The organism is Megasphaera sp. AM44-1BH, from assembly GCF_003467125.1.
In the GTDB taxonomy this organism is placed as follows: Bacteria; Bacillota; Negativicutes; order Veillonellales; family Megasphaeraceae; genus Megasphaera.
The window spans coordinates 98,496-121,671 of the sequence record NZ_QSFA01000006.1; the positions used below are offsets into that span (position 1 = coordinate 98,496).

The window sequence follows — 23,176 nt, forward strand, 5'->3', positions numbered from 1 at the left end:
GATAAACCGCATGAACAAACCGTTCATGCGGTTTTTTTTAATGTCTGATTTTTATGAAGATCGATTAACTTTGAATAAATTCAAATGCGTAAGTCCTGTAATACACGTACAATATACAAATTATAAGTGATTCACAGCCTGATGTTATTACAATTCTATATATATTTAAATTTGTTATGCTCTTTATTGTAATGTAGGCGATGCTGCATTGAAATAATTAAAATAAGATATATAATATTAACATATAATACATGAAAAATATAAAAACATGGAGGGATGCATATGAAGAGCGGACGGAATTTGCGACGACTTATCTTATTCAGTCTGGTTGCTGGTTGTACCCTGGGAGGATTAGGTAGTGTAGATGTGTATGCTGCTGAGGGACCGCCATATGAACAGATTCTATATATCAACGGAGATGATACAGTAACCCAGAATGACAAAGACCCCAGCCTTCAAGTGGATACGAGTGGACTGCTCAAGGATGGGAATTTTACGTATGATACAGGCGATAAGCTTTCAAAAGAAAAGCGGGGCCTTGTCATTATGAATTCCAAGAAAAATCTGAATTCATATACTGTTCGTGCTACTCTTGGGGCCGATTCGTCTATGACTATGGCCGATTATGGAAAGAGTGATTATCAGACTATTTTGCTGGAATCAGGAAATACTGCGATCCATGATGTAAATCTGCAGGTCGATGGATTATTGTCCCATAGATATGGAGGCAGTGGCGTTTATGGTATTTATAGTGGCGGTGGTAATCAATTTGATAATTTGACGATTAAATCAGATTTGAAAAATGCCATTAAAGACAGCGGTATCGTCAATACTAATGCCTATTTCATTGGGAAAGGGACCACTCAAATCGGCAATCTATACATTGATACCAAACTGGATCCCAATAACACGACGGGACGCAGCATTGCGCATAATGGTTTATATGCTGACCAAGGGGCGGTCATCAATGTCACGGGGAATACCTATATCAACGACCACATCGCCACGGGAACACATGATGGATATGACAATGAGTATGACATCGATACTAAGGGGAACGTGAATACCATCAGCAAGAACGATGCTGTGTCAGCCAAGCACGGTGGTGGTTCGACAATCAATATCAATGCTAAAGAAGACGGAACTATCCTGAATCCGGATAATACTGTTCAGATTTATGGCAACCTCGATGCAAAAGCAGGAACTATCCGCATTGGCTTTTCTGGTAAAGATTCCTATTGGTACGGCGCTGGTGTCGGCCTGATTAAATATGATGAAGCGACACAAACGTATGGTGCCGTTCGCGATGACAGCCAGCTGCAAGTTACGTTGGCTGATGGAGCCAAATGGGTTCCTGATATCATGTTGCGTGGAAAAGATGCACAGGGGCTGGATACACGGAGCAATTATCTGAGTGCCATTACCCTCGATAAAGGCGGCATCATTGATACACATGCTTATAACGTACATACTGAGGATACGGATACGGTCAATAACCTGGTCCTGTATAACTTGAAATCCAATGAAGGGACTGTCGTCATGGATGCCAGCGGGGCCAAAGTAAATGGAGCCTATCGCAATGCGGGTACCGATTTCTTCACCATCAAAGATGGCTCGGGCCTGGTCTATGTCCAACCAGCGGATATTTCTGCGCTGAAAGGTGTCAGCCCCGACAATCCGGTCCGCTTTGCCGATGCCGCTGCGGGCATTACTTTTAAGGCGATTACTAAGACCTCGGACATTTCAGACGGTGCCCTGTTTGATTATACGCCGGTCATTGATAAGAATATTGTATCTGGCCGGTTTGGGACTAACGGCAATGACTGGTATTTTGTCGATTATTCCGAAAATCCGACGGATAATATTAAGGTCCCTGTAGCCGCTGCCTCTGCTATACATGGTGATTTGTTATCGCACCGGAACATCGACACGTTGAATCAGCGCCTGGGTGAACTGCGGGACTATAGTGATACGGAAGATGGCGTCTGGTTCCGCATGAAATCAGGGGAAACGGAATCGGATAAATATGGTCATTACAATTATCGTTGGGATTTCTACCAATTAGGGTATGACCGGACTGTGGCTGACCATCAGAATGGCAAATGGCATATCGGCGGAGCTTTTCACAGTGCCATGGGTGATGTAGACTACCATCATGGCGATGGCGACATGCGCAGCTACGGTGGCTCCTTGTATGCTGGCTGGGCTGGCAGCAAAGGCCATTATATGGATTATGTCTTATCGTACAGCCACTATAACAACAAATACAATATTTACCATGATGGCATGAAAGCGGCAGATGCAGACTATTCGGATCATGCCTGGATGGTCAGTGCCGAATATGGCCGTAAGTTCGACATGGGTGGTGAATGGTTCATCGAGCCGCAATCTCAGCTGGTATATGGCAAATCTGGCGGAAGTGACTATACGTTATCGAATGGCGTCAAAGTACATGATGATGGAGAAGACAGCCTGATTGGCAGACTAGGGTTCCGACTGGGCAAATCTTTTGCTACGCCAAAAGGACAGGAACCCAATCAGATTTACTTAAAATTCAATGTCCTCCATGAATTTTCCGGAGATTGGGACATGGCCCTTTGGGGAACCGATGCCTCCTATTATCAGCATTGTGATGGCGGAGATACGTGGTATACCTTTGGACTCGGTGGCAAAGTGTCCCTGACGGACAATACTGTTCTTTATGGAGACGTTGAAAAGTCTTTTGGTGGGGATGTAACAACAAAATGGCAATTCAATGCAGGACTTCGTTTCTTATGGTAAAGAAGCAATAAAGAAGCAATAAAGAAGAGATTGCTCCATCGTATAGGTACGAAAAAAGAATAGGTTTATCAAAAAGGCCCCGCATGGTGATTCTTTTTAGCGGGGCTTTTTGAGTCTTGTTCAATTTTTTAACTGAAGGCCTTTTTTTCTTGACAACTTTCCTATTTCATTTTACACTATATTTGTAATATTGAACGCGTTCAAGGCGGTGAGAATAACGAAAAAGAATCGGGAGAATATGAATGGTGTGCGCCAGCGCATCCTGGCGACGGCAAAGGATTTATTCGTTCATCAGGGATACAAGAAGACGACCATACGCCAGATTGTCGAAGAGTCCGGTGTCCTGACGGGCAGTATTTACTATTTTTTTAAGAATAAGGAAGATATTTTTCAATCTCTCGTATTATCTCTGTTCCATCAGTGCAACTATCTCATTGGTGAGCATTTTCATGACGAATCGCCGGCGTTCCGCTATGCCGCCTTGTGTCAGGTCGAGTTTGAAGCGGTCCGTATGAACGAGCTGGTACGGGAAACGTATTATGAAGGCTATACCTCACCGGTCATTTTTGAAAAAATAACGAATCATCTGACGGAAATGACCATACAGATTTTTGGTGACAGCCTGACTCTTTCCCGTGAGGACATATTTCTCCGGTCCCTTCTGATTAAAGGGGCTATGCGGAGTTATGTCATCCAGTTCGGCTTTTCTACTTCCGTCGATGCCGGCCGGTACAGTGAAATCTGTCTGCGTACGGCACTGGAACTATTGGGAGTAGACTGCGATGAAACCGACGCCGTCCTGGAACGGCTGCGGGAGCGGCTGCCGGAAATCAGGGATATCGCCAATACGATGATTCATCAGCAATGAAGCTGCGTATCCGGGCCCTGCCGGATACGTGTTTTTTACAGATTTTTTGAACGTGTTCAATTGGCGAAATGAACAGGAGGATCCGTAATGAAAAAAATACAGTGTAAAAAATATGTATGCCTGCTGGCAGGGGTGCTGCTGGTGATGGTTCTTTCCAGCGGGTGCAGCCTCCAGCAGGCAGGAAACGCATCGGATGAAACATGGGGCCGGTCTGATGCCAAGGAAATCGATATTAATTCCAAGGTGGCCGGCCGGGTCATCCAGCTCAATGTCAAGGAAGGGGATACTGTCCACAAAGGTGATGTCATCGCATATATTGATCAGCGTGACTTACTGGCCCAGAAGGCACAGGCCGAAGCCAATATCAAAGCGCTGGAAGCGCAGGTACGGCAGGCCGATGTGGTGACGACACTTAAGGACAGTACTTCTCATTCTACTCTGGATACGGCTTCGGCCGGTATAGACAAGGCCCAGTCCAATCTGGATCTGGCAGAAAAAGATTTCAACTGCTATCAGGAATTGTATCAGAAGGGAGCCGTTTCTAAGGCCGTCTTTGATGGATATAAGACGAAGTATGAAGTAGCCCAGGCTGCATATTCCCAGGCCCAGTCCGGCTATGCATCTGCTCAGGCCGGATTATTACAGACTGATGTCAATACGGCGAATGCCGACGCGGTCCAGAAAAAACTGGAAGCCGCTCATGCCCAGCTGCAGCAGATTGAAGTGTCTCTCGATGAAACGGAAATCAAGGCACCTTTTGATGGAGTGATTACAGCCAAATACATTGAAGAAGGATCTATGATTTCCCTCGGTACGCCTCTGGTAGCCGTACAAGATCCGACGGACAACTGGGTCAATTTCAAGGTTCCTGAAACGAGATTGAAAGAATTCCGCCTGGGACAGCAGGTGACCCTCCTGGCACGGGACGGTAAGACAAAAGTGACCGGAACGATTACCGATATCAGTAAAAAGTCGGAATTTGCTACCCAGCGGGCGACAAGTGAACGGGGGGACGACACGGATATTATCAGCTTCAACATCAAAGTGCAGGTGAATGATTCTTTCCTTCGTCCCGGCATGCGCTTCCGTTTATTGGCAGGTGAGGCAGTATGACCTTTTTGCAGATACTCCGGCGGGAATGGGGAATTCTCTGGAAAGGGCGGTTTCCCGTGGCGCCCATTTTGTTTTTGCTCCCTCTGGCGTTCACCCTGGCTTTCGGTATCATTTACTACCAGAATTCAGTGGAACGGATTCCTCTCATTATTTGTGATGAAGAACAGTCTCCTGTAAGCCGGACGGTCATTCAGGCGTATAGTGATTCCGAAAAATTTTCCATTACGGGAGAAGTGTACCATGCCGAAGACATGACCGACGCCCTGCAGTCCGGCAGTGCCATAGCTGCACTGTATATTCCGGCGGATTTATCAAAAAAAATCAAAACGGGGGACCCCATTGATTTGCTGATACTCGTCGATTCGGCCAATAATATGTTTGGCAACGCAGCAATGACCGCTGCCAATGAAATCAATAAGACTCTGGCCGTAGGCATTGCATCACAGCTTCTGGAAGCCGGTAACCAGCTGCCCCAGGCGGCCATGTCTATGGCCTATCCCGTGCGTATGGGCATCCGGATTATCAACAACCCGACAACGGGATATTCCCCGTTTATGCTGGCAGGACTTACGATGAATGGGTTGCAGATTGCCATTATGCTGGTCATTTGTCCGCTGGTGGCCCGGGAATTTCACCATCGTGTTTACCGGAAGCAGGTGCCTTCCTGGAAAATCATCGCCGCTAAAATATTGCCCGTGTGGGGATTGTCCGTCCTGTCGTTTTTTGTGTCACTGATTTTCTTACATACCTGTTTTGCCATTCCCGCACGGGGGAGTTTCTTTGATTTAGGGCTGATCATGGCTGTCTTTACGCTGACTGTATCGTGCATTATGACATTATTTGCCGTCTGCAGCCCGGACGAAGTCATGTCCCTTCAGGAGCCGCTTTTATATATCATGCCGGGACTTCTGTACAGTGGCCTGAGCTGGCCCGATTTCTATATGAATCAGCTGGCAGAAGTGATTGCCTTTATTTTCCCCATGCGCCATGGTGCCGATGTCGTCCGCGATCTGCTGCTGTCGGGATATGCGCCGGCCCTGTACAGCCAGTGCCTGCAGATGCTGCTCATGGGAGGACTGTGTCTGCTCCTAGCCTGGGGAGTGTTTATTGTGCGGCGGCGGTATGGAACAGTGAATCTGATACGCCACGTGTTCCGCCGTGAGAAAGGAGAAACGACACTATGAGCTTGTTGCAATGCATTGGCCGGGAGCTTACAAATGCCTTTGTCCACGATGCCCGGCGTGCTATTTTTCTGTTTGGCGCAGCAGCAGCCTATCTGATTCTCTTTGGCATCTTGTATTATCCCGGTGTCGTCAAAGATATTCCGACGGTCATCTGCGATGAATCCCATACGGCGTACAGCCGTGCCCTTACGAAACATTTTACGGATACGGACAGTTTTTCTGTGGTCCGCGTCGTATCCGATGAGGAAGAAGCACGACAGATGATGAGAGAAAAGCAGGCGTATACGGCTGTTCTCATCCCGCAGGATTTTGCCAAACAGATCCTTACCGGCCAGAGCAGTCAGGTCCTGGTCATGATGAACGGGGCCAACATCATTACGACCAATATTTCCAGTACCGCTGCCAGTGATGTCATCAACGCCTTCAATGACCGCGTAGCTGCCCGGCAGGCGGCCCTGCGCACCAGTGGTGATGAAGGCATGCTGGGCCGCCGCATTTCCCCGGTCCATACCTCCCTGCGCGTACTGAATAACCCGACCCAGAGTTATATGATGTTCTTTGTCCTGGGACTTGCTCTGGCTGCTATGCAGCAGGGCATATTCTTATCGATTGGTGCGGCTGTGCAGGGCGATATTCATGACAAGAAACTAAAAGGCAGCCCGCCATGGACCATACTGGCTGTAAAGCTTGGTGTATACTGGGTGCTGACTATGTTATCGTTCTGTTTTATCTGTTTCCTGGCTTATGTGCTGGGCATTCCCAACAGGGCATCGGCATCCAGCCTGGTTCCTTTGTCGGCAGCATTTGCATATACGGCACTATCCCTGGGGCTGATGGGGGCTGCTGTATTTCGTACAGAATTACAATTTGTGCGGGCATCGGTCATGTATACCGTACCGGCTTTTATTTTCGGCGGGTACACCTGGCCCATGGAAGCGATGGACCCGGTAACGCAGATGATCGCATCGCTGTTTCCCATGGCATGGCTCTCTAATGCGGTGCGGAAACTTTTCCTATCCGGACACTTTGCATTGCTGCAACGGAATGTCTGTGCACTCCTGATATTAGGTACAATATTCCTGGTCATTGGAAGCCTCCTGTTCTGCCGCCGCATGAAAAACGGAGCCAGATAGAAACGAGGATATGCCGGCATGCCTTTGCCTCACCCCATCTGATGATATTGTTTTTTTTCGTCCTATATTGTCAGAAAAGAGAAAAATCATCGTAAGAAAGGGATTTGCATGGCAATATGTAGTGAAACAGGTGGAATTTTATAGTGATATGTGTTATAGTGATAGTATAGTTAAGAAAAAGTAACACTAACAGGACGTGACAAAATCAGATGTAATGGGGTGAAGGAAAATGATACTTTATTTTTCCGGCACAGGCAATTCGTTGAGCGCCGCGCGGCTTCTGGCAAGGGAAACAGGGGACACGGCTGTTCATGTAATAGATCTTACGACTCACTGCGGTACGTGCAGGGGAATCCAGGATAAAGTCATCGGTTTCGTATTTCCCGTTTATTTTGGAGATCTGCCTGATCCCGTGCGTGAATTCGTAGAATATACGCGGTTTGCGCCTTCGACCTACTTTTACGCTGTAGCTACCTGCGGCGGTACGGCCGGCAATGCCTTGTACAACCTGAAGGAAATTCTGGAACAGAAGCGCTGCCGTCTTTCCTATGGGCGGGCCGTGCCGATGATTGCCAATAGTACGGCAACGTGGAAAAAAGGCGTGACCTATGATTTCAGTCGTCTCGACGAGGCCCGGAAAAAACTGATATCCATTGCGACGGCCGTACAGGCCCGGACGGTCAACACGGACGAAGCGCGCCGGTCCCTGGCAGGATCACTTATGGCGACGTCCCTTGTCCGCCACATGGGAAAGCGGCGCTTTGCCATCAGCGTGGATACAGATGCCTGTACGGGCTGCGGGATATGTGAGCGGCTCTGTCCCATGCATAATATCATCATAAAGAACGGGAAAGCCCGCGTCGGTGACCGCTGTGTATCGTGCATGGCCTGCGCCCACTGGTGTCCGTCCGGTGGTATTCTCGTACATGGCCATGCTATTTCCCGGGAAGATCAGTATCATCATCCCGATATAGAAGTCAAAGATCTGTTCCTACGTTGATAACATACAATAAAAACGGGACTGATGCAGAAGGGTATTCTGTGTCAGTCCCGTTTTTATATGAGAGAAAAGGAGTCGGCCTATAAATTTGTTATTGTGCGGCCGCTGCTTTACCGAGAGCAGCGCATTCTTCGGAATTATCGGGCGTTTCATTGACAATAGCCGTACCGAATACGATAGCGCCTGCGTCCTGGGCACGCTGTTTCCACGTGTCTATCCATTCACCGGTTCCCCAGCCATAGGAACCGAAGAGGCCTACTTTTTTACCGCTCAATTTAGGAGCGATTGCCGTAAAGAAGGGTTCGACGACGCTGTCTTCCAATTCTTCTGACCCCATAGCAGGGCAACCGAGGAGAATGACATCGTGCTGGGCAACAGCATCGGGCGTCGTATCTTCCATCAGGACACTTTCTACATCAGCACCGGCAGCTTTAGCAGCGGCGGCGATTTCCTGTGCCATAGCTTCTGTGTTTCCTGTACCACTCCAATATGCGATTTCTACCATAATTGAGTCCTCCTTATGCTACGATGAGCTTTTCTAGTGTCGTGCCTACGGCAAAGCGGCCCATATAGTCTTTGCGGCAGCACGTATAGGCATGAAACAGGGTGGCGGCCTGACGGACATCGCCATACACCTTCCATTCACCGCACAACTTGGCATGATTGCCTTTGTTTGTAATGAACCCCAGCACGTCGGCGAGAGGGTACCCCAGGAAAATCCCTGATTCGTGTGGGAAACAGCCGTCTTCCTGGAAGCGCTGGGAAAGGTGATCTAAAAGCTGTGATATGCCGTTATGCGGATGATAACCATAGGATTGGAGAAACCGGGCAATATACGGTTTTTCTGTGTAGGCTTCTACCATTTCCGGACGAAAAACGTATAGCAGCGTCCGCTGGGGGCACTGATAGAGGATACGGAAATATAGCCCTTTACTATTGTACTGCTGGTTGTACTGCACTACGCTGGATTCATATTCTTCCATTGTGCCTTCCCGGTGAAGACAGAGCAGTGCACCCATTTTCAGACGGGCCAGCGTCGGCGCACAGTACGTGACAAGTAAGTGATCGATGTTCATGTCAGTCCTCCTTCCTGGATGTTTCTGCCATAGTTACTATATCAATTATGATAACGAATGTCAATAGTATAATGAGATAAAATATCAAAAACAATGGGTAAAATGCCGATAATACGGGGTATAAGATATATTTATGATAGTTAATATCATGAATATGGATAACAAGCAAGGGGAATACGGGGAAATTTTGATAAAAATAAGCAGAAAATTAAGGTATAAGATATGTGGATAAGCAGGAATGCAAGTCATGACGCAAATACAATCATGATAATCAATTTCTTAATTTCGAGAAAAATACATTATTTTACCATGAATGTACAATTCATAAATATTGAATAACTATAGCTTATATGCTATAAAAATTGGATATAATACATATTTAAATATAGAAATTAATAAATATATAAAACAACAACGAATAGATTTAATTAAAAATAGGGCTTATTTCGTTATTGACATTCATTTACTTGGGTGATTATAATAGAGAAGATAAGGGGATTTGTGTATTCCTGTCATTTTTTATATGTTGTATCCGTAGTTAGGAGAGGATTTTTATGTTTCAGAATACAAACTTTTGGATTGGCTTAGGTATTGGCGTCGTCGCAGGTATCTTTGGGTATAAGCTCATGCAGCAGAGACAGCAGCAGCTTCTTGCCCTGCAGCAGCCGGCACCGGCAGCCGCTGGTACACCGTCCCTGGAAGAACTGCAGCGTCAGAAAGAAGCCCTGGAAGACATGATTGCCGCACAGGAAGCACAGCAGTAGAGTATCTTCGATATATCCCTATAGAGTCTGCCCGGTCTTAAAGGCACATATATATGGGTACAGTATAAGTATGGACCGTATACTTTCTATATCAAAACTTTAAGGCAACAAAAGGAGCTGTTCCATTACGCAAAAAAACACGTAGTGGAACAGCTCCTTTTATTTTAATCCCCGGCTTTTATGCCCGCAGGGCTCTCATGGAGTTGAGTACTGCCAGGACCATGACGCCGACATCGCCAAATACGGCTTCCCACATATTGGCCATGCCCAGTGCTCCCAGGATGAGGAACAGCCCTTTGACGCCCAGTGCCAGGACGATATTCTGCCAGGCAATGCTTTTCGTTGCTCTGGCCACGCGGATAGCCGTGACCAGTTTGGAGGGTTCATCGGTCATGAGGACGACATCGGCTGCTTCAATAGCCGCGTCGGATCCGAGGCCGCCCATGGCAATGCCGACATCGGCCCGGGCAAGCACCGGCGCGTCATTGATGCCGTCGCCTACGAAGGCCAGCTTCTTTCCGGCCTGTTTATGTGCATCCAGCTCTTCCAGCCGGTCTACTTTATCCTGCGGCAGCAGCTGGGCATAATAGGTATCCAGTCCCAGCTTTTGGGAAACGGTCCGGCCAATGTCTTCTGCATCACCTGTGAGCATGACCGTCTGGGAGACGCCGGCTTTTTTGAGTCCCTGGATAGCCTGCCGGCTGTCCTCTTTGATTTCATCGGTAATATGCAGGCAGCCGGCATAGGTTCCGTCATAGGCGATGTACACTTTGGTACCGGCTGCGGAGCTGGGAGTAAAGTCAATCTGGTTCTGATGAAGCAGGGCTTCATTACCGGCCAGAATCTGTTTACCCCGGTACAGGACGCTGATGCCGTGACCCGATAGTTCCTGATAGGCCGATAAGGTGGTCATATCGAGCGGATTCTTCCAGGCCTGGCGGATGGACAGGGCAATAGGATGGCGGGACTGGGATTCGGCCAGCGCTGCGAGGTGGAGCACGTCGTCTTTGGTAAAGCTGTCGGCCGGGTCGATAGCGGTGACGCGGAATACGCCTTTCGTAAGGGTTCCGGTCTTATCGAAGACAACTGTACCGAGCTGGGTCAGGGCTTCCAGATAATTGCTGCCCTTGACCAGGATGCCCTTGCGGGATGCGGCACCGATGCCGCTGAAAAAGGTCAGAGGGATGGAAATGACCAATGCGCAGGGGCAGGAAATGACGAGGAAGATAAAGGCGCGGGTCAGCCAGTCGGACCAGAGACCGCCGAAGAAGAGAGGAGGAATCAGCCCGAGGAGCAGCGCGCTGAAGACGACAAACGGCGTGTAGTACCGGCAGAACCGGGTAATGAACCGTTCCGTCGGCGCTTTGCGGCTGGCAGCATTCTGTACGAGGTCGATGATTTTGCTGGCTGTCGATTCTCCGAAGGTATGGCTGACTTTGATTTCGATGACTCCGTCTTTGGCAATGCATCCGGACAGGGCGGTATCGCCACTATGAACGCGGCGGGGCACCGATTCTCCTGTAAGGGCTTTCGTATCGAGGAGAGAACTTCCTCCCGTGACCTGGCCATCCAGAGGAATCCGTTCACCGGGATGGACGATGATTGTCGAGCCTACGGCAACCGTATCGGGTGCTACGGTGATTTCTTTGCCATCCTGCCGGATATGGGCGATGTCGGGACGGATATCCATGAGACCGGCAATAGAATGGCGGGACCGGTCTACGGCCAGGTCCTGGAACCATTCACCAATCTGATAAAAAAGCATGACGGCAACGGCTTCCGGGTATTCTCCGATGCCAAAGGCACCGACGGTAGAAATACTCATGAGGAAATGTTCATCAAAAATCCGGCCACGGGTGATATTACGCAATGCCTGCCAGAGGACATCATAGCCCAGGATGAGGTAAGCTGCTATGAGCCCGGCCAGGTATGCCGTATCCGTAAGAGGATGGACGGCCTGAAAAACCATGATGGCTATATACACGACGGCGCCGGCAGCCAGACGGATGATGCGGCCGCGTGTAGTTTCTTCTTCTTCGCTGGCAGGAGAAGAAGTTTCATCTTTTTCCTGCACTTCTACATCGGGTTCATGTGTATGCACGATTGATTCAATAATCGGTGTAATCGTGCGGGCCCGGTCTTCATCGACAGTGATAGTCAGAGTCTGTTTCATAAGGTTTACCGTAGAGGACGTAATGCCGTCCAGCGCTCCTACTTCTTTTTCGATTTTAGCGGAACAGTTCGGGCAGTCCAGCCCCTTTAACATAAATACCTTTTCCATCGTAAGCACCTTCTTTGGCCAGTATAGTATGGGGATTTCATCTTCAAACATTTAAACATATGAACATATTTTCATTTGTATTACACTTATAGCATACGCTGTCTGATGACAGCTGTCAAGATGGTTTTTTGTTATTTTTACTAGATAGTGAACTATCTATAATTACCTATATATTATGATAATATTGTTTACCATACAATAGATTGTTTGTTGAAAATCACAAAATTTGCATAGAACACAGAACTGAATTTGAGAAGATGAATTAAAATTATAAGGATAGTATAAAGCAACATGTAAGACTGCACTGGCTATAAATCGCATGTTTTTGGCATACTCATTAAAAGATAAAAAATATGATATGTCAATATTGACAATAATTACTAGTTTCATATATAATAATCAATGTAAAAAGTTATCAATTTCACAACAATAGCTTCGTACTTCCCGGAAAGTACGAAGCCGGAAAAAAGGAGATGTCCCGTATGTTTCAGAATCAGGATTTTTGGATTGGTTTAGGCGTCGGTGTACTGGCAGGTATTTTCGGATATAAACTGATGGTCGAAAGAGAACAGCAGCTGCTGGCTCTGCAGCAGCCGGCTGCCGCTGCCGCATCGGCTACGGTTCCTGTTGCTGAATTACAGCGTCAAAAAGAAGAACTCGAAGATATGATTGCCGCACAGGAAGCAGCACAGGCTAAATAATCAGATGAAAAAGACTGTCTCGCCCTCCTGGGACAGTCTTTTTTCTTGCAAAATATGAAGTGAAAGGTAAACGAAGTATGCTGCCATTTTCAAAATGGGATATTATCATGCGGTCTGTACAGGTATCTTCTTACATTCCAGGCCGCATCCGGCTCTATAGCAAGCGCCTCATAGGCAATGCCGGATTGTGCCGGCAGGTATATACATATATTTCCAGTTATCATGAAATAGACTCGGTAGAAGTCAATGTGGTGACCGGTTCTGTGTTGATCAAATATCAGCCTGGCCTGCTCCGGACAAATCACGAATTGGCGAAAGTGGAACAATATGTCGTCAAGCACATAGAAAGGAGATAACAACGTGTCTTATGTATCTGGATTCATGATCGGTGCCTCCATTGGCAAATCGATTCATCAATTTTTCAGTAATGCCGGCCGTCCCGGTATGCCCCAACACGCTGTAAAAAATGCGTCCCGTCCCGCCCCTGCTGTACCTCTCTTCCGCCGGGCATCCAAAAGTTCGGGCCGGCGCCGCTATTATGCCAGGAGCCTTGTACGCAATCAGCCTCTGGCCGGCCTCCTGGCCCAATGTCTGTATAAAATGTCGGGCATCCGCCGCGTTGAAATCACCCCCCGGACCGGCAGTATCCTCCTACTGGGGGATGAAAAAACGCTCGATACGGTCGAAAAGGTGTTGAGCGAACAGGTTTTTTCTGTTCCCCTGCCGGGAGAAGAACTGATGAAAGAGCTGGATGAAGCCAAAACAATGGAACAGAAAGTCGAATCAGATTTCCGTCATACTGCTGCGGATGTCTGCCGTATGTTCAATCAGGGCGTATCGGACAGTACGGGTCATCTGCTCGATCTGAAAGCGCTGGTTTCCCTCATGTTCATTATACGGGGGCTGCGCCAGATCATCACCATGAATGAACGGGTGTCTGGTCCTCAGCTTTTATGGTGGGCTTACAGCCTTTTGAGAGGAAAGTGATTGTCATGTATATGTGTACTAAATTGCGGCTCCATGCAGAAATTCCTGCACGTATCCGTCCCCTTCTGGGTGTGCGGCTGCGTCAGCTGCGGGGCGTCGCAGCGGCATCGACCGATGGCCGTGTCGTTACGTTGTATTATCAGCGGCCTTTTGATCCCCGCTCGGCTTTGCCCTTGCTATACAGCTTTGAAAAAACGTATGGTGCGAAACAGGAAGAACGGAAAGAACTGGATATTGCATCCTATAAGCGGGAAGCAATCCTGTCTGTCGGCGGATTTATCGCCATGAATATCCTGCGCAAGACGAATCCGGCATTTTATGACAGTATTCTCTTGTTCCGCCGTCTCTTTACCCTGTTCATCGCCCGCCGGTTCATCAAAAACGGTGTCCTCGGTGTCGTCCGCGAACATCAGGCTAATGCCGATACGCTGACGGCGACAGCTGTCGTCGCATCCGTCCTGGCAGGCAAGCCTGAATCCAGCCTGACTCTTCTGGCCTTGTCCAACGGGGCTGAAATGCTGACGAAATACGCGGCAGAACGGGCGCGCAAACAGATTTCGGGCCTGCTCCGTCTGGATCAGCGTGACGTATGGCTCATCGAACAGGGCAGGGAAAAGAAAGTCCCTGTCGAATCGTTGAAGCCGGGCGATCACATCGCGGTCCATCTCGGCGAAAAGATTTGCGTTGATGGCCGTGTCGTCAGTGGCAATGCCGCCGTCAATCAGGCTTCTATTACAGGCGAATCGAATCCGGCTATCAAGCAGAAAGGGTCCTTCGTCTATGCCGGCAGCGTCATTGAAGCCGGCGGCCTGGTCATTCACGTGGAAAAGGTCGGCAATGATACATCCCTGGCCCAGATTATCCATCTCGTAGAAGAAGCCCAGACGAGACGGGCTCCGGTACAGAACTTTGCCGATAAGATGGCAAATATGCTGGTACCGATTTCCTTTATCGGTGCGGCTATTGTCTATGGTGCAACCAAAGACTGGCAGCGCGTCCTGAACTTGTTATTTATCGATTTTTCCTGCGGCCTGAAGCTTTCGACGGCGACGGCTATCTCCGCGGCTATCGGCGTGGCTGCCCGCAAGGGGATTCTGATCAAGGGCGGCAACTACATCGAAAATCTTGCTGATATCGACACCATTGTCCTCGATAAGACCGGCACCATTACGATGGGAGTTCCACAGGTACAGCAGATTCAGACGGCACCTGGCGTTGATGAAAAGGAAATGATCCTGCTGGCTGCTTCAGCGGAAATGCATTCGGTCCATCCGCTGGCTGTGGCCATCCAGAAATACGTCAAAAATCATAAATGGACGACACCGCCCCATGACACATCGGAAACGATCGTAGCACGGGGGATGCGTGCCGTCGTACCGGATTTTGAAACGTATAAAGGCGGTACCATCCTCGTCGGCAGCCGCCGCTTCATGAATGAAGAAGGGGTTACGGGCCTTCCGGAAGCCATGGGAAAGACCGTTGGCAAGAGTCTTCTCTATGTAGCCCGTGACGGGGAATTCATCGGTTTCATGGCCATCCAGGACCCGGTACGCCCGGCGATGAAGAAGACTCTGAATCAGATGCGCCGTCTTGGCATCGATGAAGTCGTCATGCTGACCGGCGATTCGAAAGAAGTTGCTGCAGAAGTAGCCCGTGATATGGATATTGATTCCTACCATGCAGAAATCCTGCCGGAAGATAAGGCAAATTATGTCATGAAGCTCCAGAAACGGGGGAACGTCATGATGGTCGGCGATGGCATTAATGACGCACCGGCCCTTGCGTTTGCCGATATCGGTGTCAGCCTGGGCGGGAACAAGACGGATATTGCAGCAGAATCGGCAGCCATTACTATCCGCTCGGAAGATCCGTCCAAATTGTATGATGCCCTGGTCATTGGCCGCAAGACGATGAAAATCATCAATCAGAACTTTACGGCGACCATTGTCGTCAACTCCGCCGCTATGCTGCTGGGGGCTCTGGGACGGATCAGCCCGCTCTGGGCCGCTGTGATTCACAATACGGCGACACTTGCCGTCGTCATGAACAGTGTCCGCATCCTGGGTCCGGCACGGGTTATGAAACGATTCTAATTTTCAAATAATGATAAAAAATCATTCATAATATAGTACAAAATAAAAAGCGAAAGATAGTATATGTAACATATTGTTACGATATCTTTCGTTTTTTATTTATATTTATTATCAATTGTATTATCGTTATTATATAATAAATCATGAAATTAAGGCTGTATAAAGGTAATTATAAATATATCGCTTAATAAATTTATGATAATGAAAACAAGTATTGACAACTAGTACGTGATTTTATATACTATATATAGTAATGAATAATGTTATCAATAAAGAGAGGATGTGCGAGTATTATTTACGGAGCATGAGAAGGGAAGCGATGTAAATGAGTGTCGTCATTGTAGGTGGAAATGATTGTATGGTTTGCCAGTACAAAAATATTTGCAAAAAGTTTGATTACAAGGCAAAAGTATTTACCCAGGTACCGAGCGATTTCAAATCGAAAATCGGCTCGCCCGATCTGGTAGTACTGTTTACGAGTACCGTGTCCCATAGAATGGTGCATTGTGCTGTGAAGGAAGCTCAGCGCAAGAACGTAGAAGTCGTTCGTTCCCATACGAGCAGTTCAAGCGCTTTAAGGTCTATATTACAGGCTCGTGCTGAGCGATGTGCATTGTAAATCCCCGTCACAGGCCTGAGCGTCATCGTGCCGTCCGGGCCTGTCATACGGACAATGGACAGTGGTGAAGGAGGTGTCAGATCATGAGCATTGTAAAACTGGCGGATATGAAACCCGGTGTCAGCGGTGTAGTAGAAGCACTGGAAGGACATGGGAATATCCAGCATCGTCTCGTCGATATGGGCGTCGTCAAGGGATCCCATATTACGGTAGTAAAAGTTGCGCCTTTGGGCGACCCCGTTGAAGTCAAGGTCAAAGGGACCGCGCTGGCACTGAGAAAGAATGAAGCAGCTATGATCAGTGTAGCTGTCGGAGGAGGTCATTAGTAGTCATGGATAATGCAGGAACGATCAAGGTTGCCCTCGCCGGCAATCCGAACTGCGGAAAGACGACAATTTTTAATAATATTACGGGTGCGAAACAGCACGTCGGCAATTATCCCGGCGTTACAGTAGAAAAGAAAGAAGGCCGCTGCAATTATGACAATCACAGTCTTTTGTTCGTCGATCTTCCCGGTACATACAGCCTGACAGCCCGTTCTTTGGATGAAGTCGTTGCAAGAAATGTTATTATTAATGAAAAACCGGACATCATCGTAAACGTCTTGGACGCTTCCAATCTGGAACGGAATCTGTATCTGGCAGCCCAGATCATCGAATTGGGACGGCCTGTCGTCATCGGCCTGAACATGATGGATATTGCCGAACGCATGGGCACCCAGATTGATCTGAAAAAACTGGGTGAACAGCTGGGTGCCACGGTTGTGCCTCTCGTAGGCAGTAAAAATAAAGGGACCCAGGAACTCTTGCAGGCCGTCATGAATGTAGCCCAGAAAGATGAAGCGATAAAGAACGCAAAAGTCGATTACGGTCCCGATTTGGAACCGGCCATTACCAGCCTGGAAGATATGATTCAGAAGACGGGCATTATCCAGTACCCTGTACGCTGGCTGGCAATCAAACTTCTGGAAAATGACAGTGATGTCGTCAGCAAGGTAACGGCCCTCGATGGGACAGAAAGCATTCTGGCCATGGCTCATACGCTGCGGGATTCCCTGAAGAACAAAGTGGATCTGGAATTCTGCTTTGCCGAATATCGTCATCGCTTTGCCGTACAGGCCTATAATAGTTCGGTCATCAAGCCGGGCACGACGGATTCCCTGTCGGATAAGATCGATAGTGTCCTGACAAACCGCTTCCTGGGCATTCCTATTTTCCTCGGCCTCATGTGGCTCATGTTCGTCGTCGTCATCAACCTTGGCGCCTATCCCCAGGACTGGCTGGATACGGGCTTTGGCATGCTTGGCGACTGGTGCAATGATGTGATTGAAGACGAACAGCTCCGTTCTCTCGTCGTGGATGGCGTCATCGGCGGTGTCGGTTCTGTACTTTCGTTTGTGCCTCTTATCGTACTGTTGTATTTATTCATCAGCCTGCTGGAAGATACGGGATATATGGCCCGTGCAGCCTTCCTCATTGACCGGGCCATGCGTGCCCTGGGCCTCCACGGGAAATCGTTCATACCGATGATCCTTGGCTTTGGCTGCAACGTTCCCGGTATTATGGCTGCCCGTACACTGGACAATGAAAAAGACCGTCTGGTCACCATCATGGCCTGCCCCTTTATGAGCTGTGGTGCCCGCCTGCCTGTGTATACTCTTTTGATTGCGGCTTTCTTCGGTGCTTCCGGTCATGGCGGCACGGTCCTCTTCGGCATATATCTGCTGGGAATCATCGTTTCCGTATGCGTCGCGCTGGTACTCCGTCATACGGCATTTAAAGGCGAACAGGAACCGTTCGTCATGGAATTACCGCCGTATCATATCCCGACGCTCAAAGGCGTTCTGACCCATATGTGGGAACGCACCGTATTGTATCTCAAAAAAGCCGGTACCTTCATTCTTGGCGCCTCCATTCTGGTATGGTTCCTCACAGCCTATCCGATGGATGTAGAATACAGCCAGGATTACGATGCGGCGAAAGAAGCCGTAACGGCCCAGATGGAAGAAACACAAGCCAGCATCCTGACCGGATATGGCCTTTCTGACATAGAAGATAATGCTGAATTGAACGATATGTATGAAGCCATGGTAGCAGCGGCTGACGAAGCAGCCGATGAAGCAGACGAAGACGAAGCGGATACAGGCAACTCCCTGAATCCGGCTGCAGCCCTGAGTTCTGTTGAAGACCAGGTCAAGAATTCGGAAGAAGCAGAAAATACACTGTTCATGGGTAAATACCCCGACAGCTTTGCCAATCTCCAGGAACAGAACCCGGCTGTATTTGCACAGGCTCTGCCTTTGTTTGATGCCAAAGCAGACGCCGATGATGCAACAGCCAAACTCGAAGATCAGCAGAAAGCCGAAAAACTGGAACAGTCCTATGCGGCCCGTATCGGTCACGTCGTCGAACCGGTCATCCAGCCCCTTGGCTTTGACTGGAAAATCGGCGTAGGCCTCATTGCCTGCACGGCTGCCAAGGAAGTCATGGTTTCGACACTGGGCACGATTTACAGTGTCGGTGGTGATGATACTCATGAATCGGGCATCGTCGCTTACCTGAGAGACGATCCGGACTTCAACCCGGCCGTAGCTCTTTCACTGATGGTATTCTGCCTGCTGTACATGCCCTGCGTGGCAGCCATGGCCGTTATCAAACGTGAAACCGGTTCCTGGAAAATGCTCCTCGCCGTCGATGGCATGTGCCTCGTATTTGCCTATGTTGGTGGCTTTATTACCTATCATCTGGCACTCTTTGCCGGACTGGGTGTATAATGCAGATATGCCTCAACATTCCTGTTTTTGAAATTAACTATTGATTTTATAATGGGAACAATGATATACTTAGGGCGCCAGAAGGCGTCCTATGTGTATATCATCATTTCAGAATTGAACGATACAGAAAGGTTGTGATCTTGTATGAGCATTGCAACGATTATTGTGGCACTTGTCGTGCTGGCAGCCGCATTTTATATCGGCCGTCATATCCGGGGCCTGTTCAAGGGAACAGCCAGCTGCTGTGGCGGCAGCGGTTCCTGCAGTGGCAGCTGCCCGTCCTGCAGCCCCCAGTCTAAAAAAACGGGATGGGAAAAGAAATAAGAATGAAATATGTACAAGTGTCGGGGAAATGAGTTTCTTGTCCCGGCACAACGGATTATCAGGAGCACGCATGTCAGGCGGCTCCTGATTTTTTTGTCCTGAAGATGACAAGAGGCACAATATGGGGTATAATCTAGGTTGTTGAATATTATTATTAGTACAAGGAGTGTCCGTATGAAAATCAGTGCTGAAGAAATAAAGAAAATCGCACTGCTTTCCCGTCTCAATATTGAAGACGATCAGATTGAGGAAGTCGGGAAACAGCTGAATGACATTTTGGCTTATATGGATCTGTTGAATCAGGTCGATATCACGGATGTAGCGCCTACGGCTCACGCCGTATCGATGCGCAATGTCATGCGCGACGACGTGCCCCAGCCGTCCTTATCCAATGAAAAGGCGCTTTCCAATGCGCCGAAACCAGAAAATGGCTATTTTAAAGTTCCCAAAGTCATTCAGGATTGAGGAGGAATATTGTGGAAGCATTAACGATACATGCACTGCATGATAAACTCGTACATAAGGAAATTTCTGCCGTCGAACTGACGGAGAAGTTTATTGCCCGCAAGGATGCGGTCGAACCGGACGTCAAGGCTTTTTTGTCGGACAACCGGAACAATGCCCTGGAAGCGGCTGCCGCAGTCGATAAGAAAATTGCTGCCGGGGAAGCCATTGCCGATATGGCCGGTGTACCGGGTGCGATTAAGGATGTCATCTGCATTGCCGGACAGAACACGACATGTGGCTCAAAAATCCTTGAACATTTCAAATCGCCCTATAATGCGACGGTCATTGAAAAACTGAATGCCCTCGATTATATCAGCCTGGGCAAGACGAATATGGATGAATTTGCCATGGGCAGTTCGACGGAAAACTCGGCATATCAGATTACGCATAATCCCTGGAATCTGGACTATGTACCGGGCGGTTCGTCCGGCGGTTCCGCCGCTGCCGTAGCCGCCGGGGAAGCGGTCTGGTCCCTCGGTTCTGATACAGGCGGCTCTATCCGCCAGCCTGCTGCCTACTGCGGCCTCGTAGGCCTCAAACCGACGTATGGCCTCGTTTCCCGGTATGGCCTTGTCGCCTACGGTTCGTCCCTCGATCAGATTGGACCGTTTACCAATGACGTAGAAGACTGTGCTATTGTCCTCAATGCCATTGCCGGCCACGATGCAAAAGACTCGACGTCTATCCCACAGGAAAAGAAAGATTACAAAAAAGCGCTGGTCAATGATGTAAAAGGCATGAAAATCGGCGTGCCGGAAGAATTCTTTGTGGAAGGTCTCGATGACCAGTGCCGCAAAGCCCTGGAAGAAGCTATTGATACATATAAGAAGCTCGGTGCCGAAATCGTACCAGTCAAAATGCCTCATATGAAATATGGCCTGGCTGCTTACTACATCATTGCTCCGGCAGAAGCCAGCTCCAATCTGGCCCGTTACGACGGAGTTGGATTCGGATTCCGGGCTGATGGCACGGATATTGTCGATATGTACCGCAAGACCCGTACAGAAGGGTTTGGACCCGAAGTAAAACGGCGCATTATGCTGGGGACGTATGTCTTAAGTTCCGGTTACTACGATGCCTATTATCTGCGGGCTATGAAAGTGCGTACCCTGGTAAAACAGGATTTTGACAATGCTCTTCGTACCTGTGATGTCCTACTCACGCCGACGGCACCGGATACGGCATTTAAAATCGGCCAGAATGACAACAATCCCCTGGCCATGTATCTGGGTGACGTCTGCACGGTTACACTGAATCTGGCCGGCCTTCCGGGCATCAGCATTCCCTGTGGCTTCAAAAACGGCCTTCCCATTGGCATGCAGCTCATTGGCAGGGCACTCGATGAAGAAACGCTGCTGCGCGTCGCCTATACGTTTGAACAAAACCGCACGGACCTGAAGAAGCCGCTGCCCATGGGGGAGGTTGAACTCTGATGAAATATGAATCCGTTATCGGCCTGGAAGTCCATGTCGAACTGAAAACGAAAACAAAGATTTTCTGCGGCTGCTCCACTGAATTCGGTGCCCAGCCCAATACACACGTCTGCCCGGTCTGCCTGGGCCTGCCGGGAAGCATGCCCGTACTCAACAAGGAAGTTCTTCACTACGCGGTAAAAGCCGGCCTGGCACTTCATTGCGATATTCTGCCGTTCAGTAAATTTGACCGTAAGAATTATTACTATCCCGATTTGCCGAAAAATTTCCAGACATCCCAGTATGATCTGCCCATCTGCCTCAACGGCTATGTCGATATCGAGGTAGGCGGCAAGACGCGCCGCGTTCATCTGACCCGTATCCATATGGAAGAAGATGCCGGTAAACTGGTACACAGCGGGGCTTCCATTGACACATCGGATACGACCTTCGTCGATTATAACCGTACCGGTGTCCCCTTGCTTGAAATCGTATCCGAACCGGATCTGCGCAGTGGGGAAGAAGCCCGGGCCTATCTGGAAAAACTCCGTTCCATCATGCAGTATCTCGGCGTATCCGACTGCCGTATGGAAGAAGGCAGTATGCGCTGTGATGCCAACATTTCCGTGCGTCCTGTCGGCAGTGACAAATTGGGGACGAAGACGGAAATCAAAAACATCAATTCCTTCAGTGGTGTCCAGAAGGGCATCGAATACGAAGCCGTCCGTCAGGCCCAGATACTCGATGAAGGTGGCACGATCCAGCAGGCAACACGCGGCTGGGAAGAAGCGAAGGGCATTACGGTCCTGCAGCGTGTCAAAGAAGGCGATGCCGATTACCGCTATTTCCCGGAACCGGATCTGATTCCCATCGAAGTGTCCAAGGATTATATCGAACAGGTACGGGCCGAATTGCCGGAAATGCCTGATGCACGGCGGCAGCGTTTCCAGGATGAACTGGGCCTGCCTGAATATGATGCCAATCTCCTGACGCTGGAAAAACAGACAGCTGATTATTTTGAAGACGTCGTAAAAGAAGGCATCGACGCCAAGACGGCTTCTAACTGGATGCTCGGCGAATTTGCCAAGAAGCTGAATGAAGAAGGCGTAACGGCTGATCAGGCCCCTGTACGTCCTGCGGCTCTGGCCGGCCTTCTCAAACTCATTGCCAAGGGCACGATTTCTGGCAAGATTGCCAAGAAAGTCCTGCCGGAAATGTGGTCCAGTGGTAAGTCGGCCGACGAGGTCGTCAAAGAACAGGGACTGGTACAGATTACCGATACGGGCGCTATTGAAGAAATCGTCAAATCGGTCATTGCTGCCAATCCGCAATCGGTTGCCGATTATAAAGCAGGCAAGAAGAAAGCCATCGGCTTCCTTGTCGGCCAGGTCATGAAACAGACCAAAGGCCGGGCCAATCCGGGAGTCGTCAACCAGCTGCTCACCAAAAATCTGGAATAAGAGTATGCCTCTATACCTTTGCTGACTGTACAATAAAAGGCTGCAACAAAATGAGTGATATGCTCCCCCTATGAGAGACAGTAAAAAATAAAACTGTCAT

General features: G+C 48.9%; 21 protein-coding genes. 18 read left to right on the forward strand and 3 right to left on the reverse strand.

Annotated elements, in window-relative coordinates; all coding sequences use genetic code 11:
* Positions 1-282: 282 nt before the first annotated feature.
* The 6 genes from DW949_RS06135 to DW949_RS06160 all read left to right on the forward strand — a co-directional run bounded on the left by DW949_RS06135 (position 283) and on the right by DW949_RS06160 (position 8,079).
* On the forward strand, positions 283-2,781 hold the full coding sequence (locus DW949_RS06135; RefSeq protein ID WP_158570646.1) for an autotransporter outer membrane beta-barrel domain-containing protein: 2,499 nt from the start codon (positions 283-285) through the stop codon (positions 2,779-2,781).
* A 238-nt stretch (positions 2,782-3,019) separates the two neighbouring features.
* Positions 3,020-3,649 carry a TetR/AcrR family transcriptional regulator gene (locus DW949_RS06140; RefSeq protein WP_118022357.1) on the forward strand — a complete coding sequence of 210 codons (630 nt, stop codon included), beginning with the start codon at positions 3,020-3,022 and terminating at the stop codon, positions 3,647-3,649.
* Between the two features lie 87 nt (positions 3,650-3,736).
* Positions 3,737-4,762, forward strand: coding sequence for an HlyD family secretion protein (locus tag DW949_RS06145; protein ID WP_118022358.1), 1,026 nt, complete (start codon positions 3,737-3,739; stop codon positions 4,760-4,762).
* Positions 4,759-5,946 carry an ABC transporter permease gene (locus DW949_RS06150; protein WP_118022359.1) on the forward strand — a complete coding sequence of 396 codons (1,188 nt, stop codon included), beginning with the start codon at positions 4,759-4,761 and terminating at the stop codon, positions 5,944-5,946. The genes DW949_RS06145 and DW949_RS06150 overlap by 4 nt, the downstream gene beginning before the upstream one ends.
* The gene (locus DW949_RS06155) at positions 5,943-7,079 is read left to right on the forward strand and encodes an ABC transporter permease (RefSeq protein ID WP_118022360.1); all 1,137 of its coding nucleotides are present in this window, start codon (positions 5,943-5,945) and stop codon (positions 7,077-7,079) included. The genes DW949_RS06150 and DW949_RS06155 overlap by 4 nt, the downstream gene beginning before the upstream one ends.
* 229 nt (positions 7,080-7,308) lie before the next feature.
* Positions 7,309-8,079, forward strand: coding sequence for an EFR1 family ferrodoxin (locus tag DW949_RS06160; RefSeq protein ID WP_118022361.1), 771 nt, complete (start codon positions 7,309-7,311; stop codon positions 8,077-8,079).
* Between the two features lie 91 nt (positions 8,080-8,170).
* Here the strand turns inward: DW949_RS06160 and DW949_RS06165 are convergent, their stop codons facing one another.
* Complete coding sequence (locus DW949_RS06165; RefSeq protein ID WP_118022362.1) at positions 8,171-8,584, reverse strand: flavodoxin; 414 nt, start codon at positions 8,582-8,584, stop codon at positions 8,171-8,173.
* 13 nt (positions 8,585-8,597) lie between these two features.
* Positions 8,598-9,155: a DUF3793 family protein gene (locus DW949_RS06170; protein WP_118022363.1), complete on the reverse strand. Its 558-nt coding sequence runs from the start codon at positions 9,153-9,155 to the stop codon at positions 8,598-8,600.
* Between the two features lie 554 nt (positions 9,156-9,709).
* Between DW949_RS06170 and DW949_RS06175 the strand changes: the two genes are divergently transcribed.
* Entirely contained in the window at positions 9,710-9,919 is a 210-nt protein-coding gene (locus DW949_RS06175) for a hypothetical protein (RefSeq protein WP_059075980.1), read from the forward strand.
* Positions 9,920-10,097: 178 nt separating this feature from the next.
* On the opposite strand, the gene DW949_RS06180 is transcribed toward DW949_RS06175, so the two are convergent.
* A complete protein-coding gene (locus DW949_RS06180; RefSeq protein ID WP_118022364.1) occupies positions 10,098-12,200 on the reverse strand; it encodes a heavy metal translocating P-type ATPase in 2,103 nt (700 codons plus the stop codon).
* Between the two features lie 482 nt (positions 12,201-12,682).
* On the opposite strand from DW949_RS06180, the gene DW949_RS06185 reads away from it, so the two are divergent.
* From DW949_RS06185 to gatB, 11 genes are all read left to right on the forward strand, one after another.
* Positions 12,683-12,901, forward strand: coding sequence for a 50S ribosomal protein L9 (locus DW949_RS06185; protein ID WP_118022365.1), 219 nt, complete (start codon positions 12,683-12,685; stop codon positions 12,899-12,901).
* A gap of 77 nt (positions 12,902-12,978) precedes the next feature.
* Positions 12,979-13,257 carry an HMA2 domain-containing protein gene (locus DW949_RS06190; protein ID WP_118022366.1) on the forward strand — a complete coding sequence of 93 codons (279 nt, stop codon included), beginning with the start codon at positions 12,979-12,981 and terminating at the stop codon, positions 13,255-13,257.
* A 4-nt stretch (positions 13,258-13,261) separates the two neighbouring features.
* Entirely contained in the window at positions 13,262-13,888 is a 627-nt protein-coding gene (locus DW949_RS06195) for an HMA2 domain-containing protein (RefSeq protein WP_118022367.1), read from the forward strand.
* Between the two features lie 5 nt (positions 13,889-13,893).
* A complete protein-coding gene (locus tag DW949_RS06200; protein WP_118022368.1) occupies positions 13,894-15,981 on the forward strand; it encodes a cation-translocating P-type ATPase in 2,088 nt (695 codons plus the stop codon).
* Between the two features lie 325 nt (positions 15,982-16,306).
* Positions 16,307-16,600, forward strand: coding sequence for a DUF2325 domain-containing protein (locus tag DW949_RS06205; protein WP_118022369.1), 294 nt, complete (start codon positions 16,307-16,309; stop codon positions 16,598-16,600).
* A gap of 83 nt (positions 16,601-16,683) precedes the next feature.
* On the forward strand, positions 16,684-16,926 hold the full coding sequence (locus DW949_RS06210) for a ferrous iron transport protein A (protein WP_118022370.1): 243 nt from the start codon (positions 16,684-16,686) through the stop codon (positions 16,924-16,926).
* A gap of 5 nt (positions 16,927-16,931) precedes the next feature.
* Positions 16,932-19,373: a ferrous iron transport protein B gene (gene feoB, locus DW949_RS06215; protein ID WP_118022371.1), complete on the forward strand. Its 2,442-nt coding sequence runs from the start codon at positions 16,932-16,934 to the stop codon at positions 19,371-19,373.
* A 144-nt stretch (positions 19,374-19,517) separates the two neighbouring features.
* Positions 19,518-19,697 carry a FeoB-associated Cys-rich membrane protein gene (locus DW949_RS06220; protein ID WP_118022372.1) on the forward strand — a complete coding sequence of 60 codons (180 nt, stop codon included), beginning with the start codon at positions 19,518-19,520 and terminating at the stop codon, positions 19,695-19,697.
* 174 nt (positions 19,698-19,871) lie between these two features.
* Positions 19,872-20,162, forward strand: coding sequence for an Asp-tRNA(Asn)/Glu-tRNA(Gln) amidotransferase subunit GatC (gene gatC / locus DW949_RS06225; protein ID WP_118022373.1), 291 nt, complete (start codon positions 19,872-19,874; stop codon positions 20,160-20,162).
* A gap of 11 nt (positions 20,163-20,173) precedes the next feature.
* Positions 20,174-21,637 carry an Asp-tRNA(Asn)/Glu-tRNA(Gln) amidotransferase subunit GatA gene (gatA, locus tag DW949_RS06230; RefSeq protein WP_118022374.1) on the forward strand — a complete coding sequence of 488 codons (1,464 nt, stop codon included), beginning with the start codon at positions 20,174-20,176 and terminating at the stop codon, positions 21,635-21,637.
* Positions 21,637-23,076 carry an Asp-tRNA(Asn)/Glu-tRNA(Gln) amidotransferase subunit GatB gene (gene gatB, locus DW949_RS06235; protein WP_118022375.1) on the forward strand — a complete coding sequence of 480 codons (1,440 nt, stop codon included), beginning with the start codon at positions 21,637-21,639 and terminating at the stop codon, positions 23,074-23,076. The genes gatA and gatB overlap by 1 nt, the downstream gene beginning before the upstream one ends.
* The last annotated feature ends 100 nt before the right edge of the window (positions 23,077-23,176 follow it).

Bases quoted from the DNA above. Each gene is read 5' to 3' on its own strand.
- DW949_RS06135 (WP_158570646.1), top strand. From the start codon at position 283: ATGAAGAGCGGACGGAATTTGCGACGACTTATCTTATTCAGTCTGGTT.
- DW949_RS06140 (WP_118022357.1), top strand. From the start codon at position 3,020: ATGAATGGTGTGCGCCAGCGCATCCTGGCGACGGCAAAGGATTTATTC.
- DW949_RS06145 (WP_118022358.1), top strand. From the start codon at position 3,737: ATGAAAAAAATACAGTGTAAAAAATATGTATGCCTGCTGGCAGGGGTG.
- DW949_RS06150 (WP_118022359.1), top strand. From the start codon at position 4,759: ATGACCTTTTTGCAGATACTCCGGCGGGAATGGGGAATTCTCTGGAAA.
- DW949_RS06155 (WP_118022360.1), top strand. From the start codon at position 5,943: ATGAGCTTGTTGCAATGCATTGGCCGGGAGCTTACAAATGCCTTTGTC.
- DW949_RS06160 (WP_118022361.1), top strand. From the start codon at position 7,309: ATGATACTTTATTTTTCCGGCACAGGCAATTCGTTGAGCGCCGCGCGG.
- DW949_RS06165 (WP_118022362.1), bottom strand. From the start codon at position 8,584: ATGGTAGAAATCGCATATTGGAGTGGTACAGGAAACACAGAAGCTATG.
- DW949_RS06170 (WP_118022363.1), bottom strand. From the start codon at position 9,155: ATGAACATCGATCACTTACTTGTCACGTACTGTGCGCCGACGCTGGCC.
- DW949_RS06175 (WP_059075980.1), top strand. From the start codon at position 9,710: ATGTTTCAGAATACAAACTTTTGGATTGGCTTAGGTATTGGCGTCGTC.
- DW949_RS06180 (WP_118022364.1), bottom strand. From the start codon at position 12,200: ATGGAAAAGGTATTTATGTTAAAGGGGCTGGACTGCCCGAACTGTTCC.
- DW949_RS06185 (WP_118022365.1), top strand. From the start codon at position 12,683: ATGTTTCAGAATCAGGATTTTTGGATTGGTTTAGGCGTCGGTGTACTG.
- DW949_RS06190 (WP_118022366.1), top strand. From the start codon at position 12,979: ATGCTGCCATTTTCAAAATGGGATATTATCATGCGGTCTGTACAGGTA.
- DW949_RS06200 (WP_118022368.1), top strand. From the start codon at position 13,894: ATGTATATGTGTACTAAATTGCGGCTCCATGCAGAAATTCCTGCACGT.
- DW949_RS06205 (WP_118022369.1), top strand. From the start codon at position 16,307: ATGAGTGTCGTCATTGTAGGTGGAAATGATTGTATGGTTTGCCAGTAC.
- DW949_RS06210 (WP_118022370.1), top strand. From the start codon at position 16,684: ATGAGCATTGTAAAACTGGCGGATATGAAACCCGGTGTCAGCGGTGTA.
- feoB (WP_118022371.1), top strand. From the start codon at position 16,932: ATGGATAATGCAGGAACGATCAAGGTTGCCCTCGCCGGCAATCCGAAC.
- DW949_RS06220 (WP_118022372.1), top strand. From the start codon at position 19,518: ATGAGCATTGCAACGATTATTGTGGCACTTGTCGTGCTGGCAGCCGCA.
- gatC (WP_118022373.1), top strand. From the start codon at position 19,872: ATGAAAATCAGTGCTGAAGAAATAAAGAAAATCGCACTGCTTTCCCGT.
- gatB (WP_118022375.1), top strand. From the start codon at position 21,637: ATGAAATATGAATCCGTTATCGGCCTGGAAGTCCATGTCGAACTGAAA.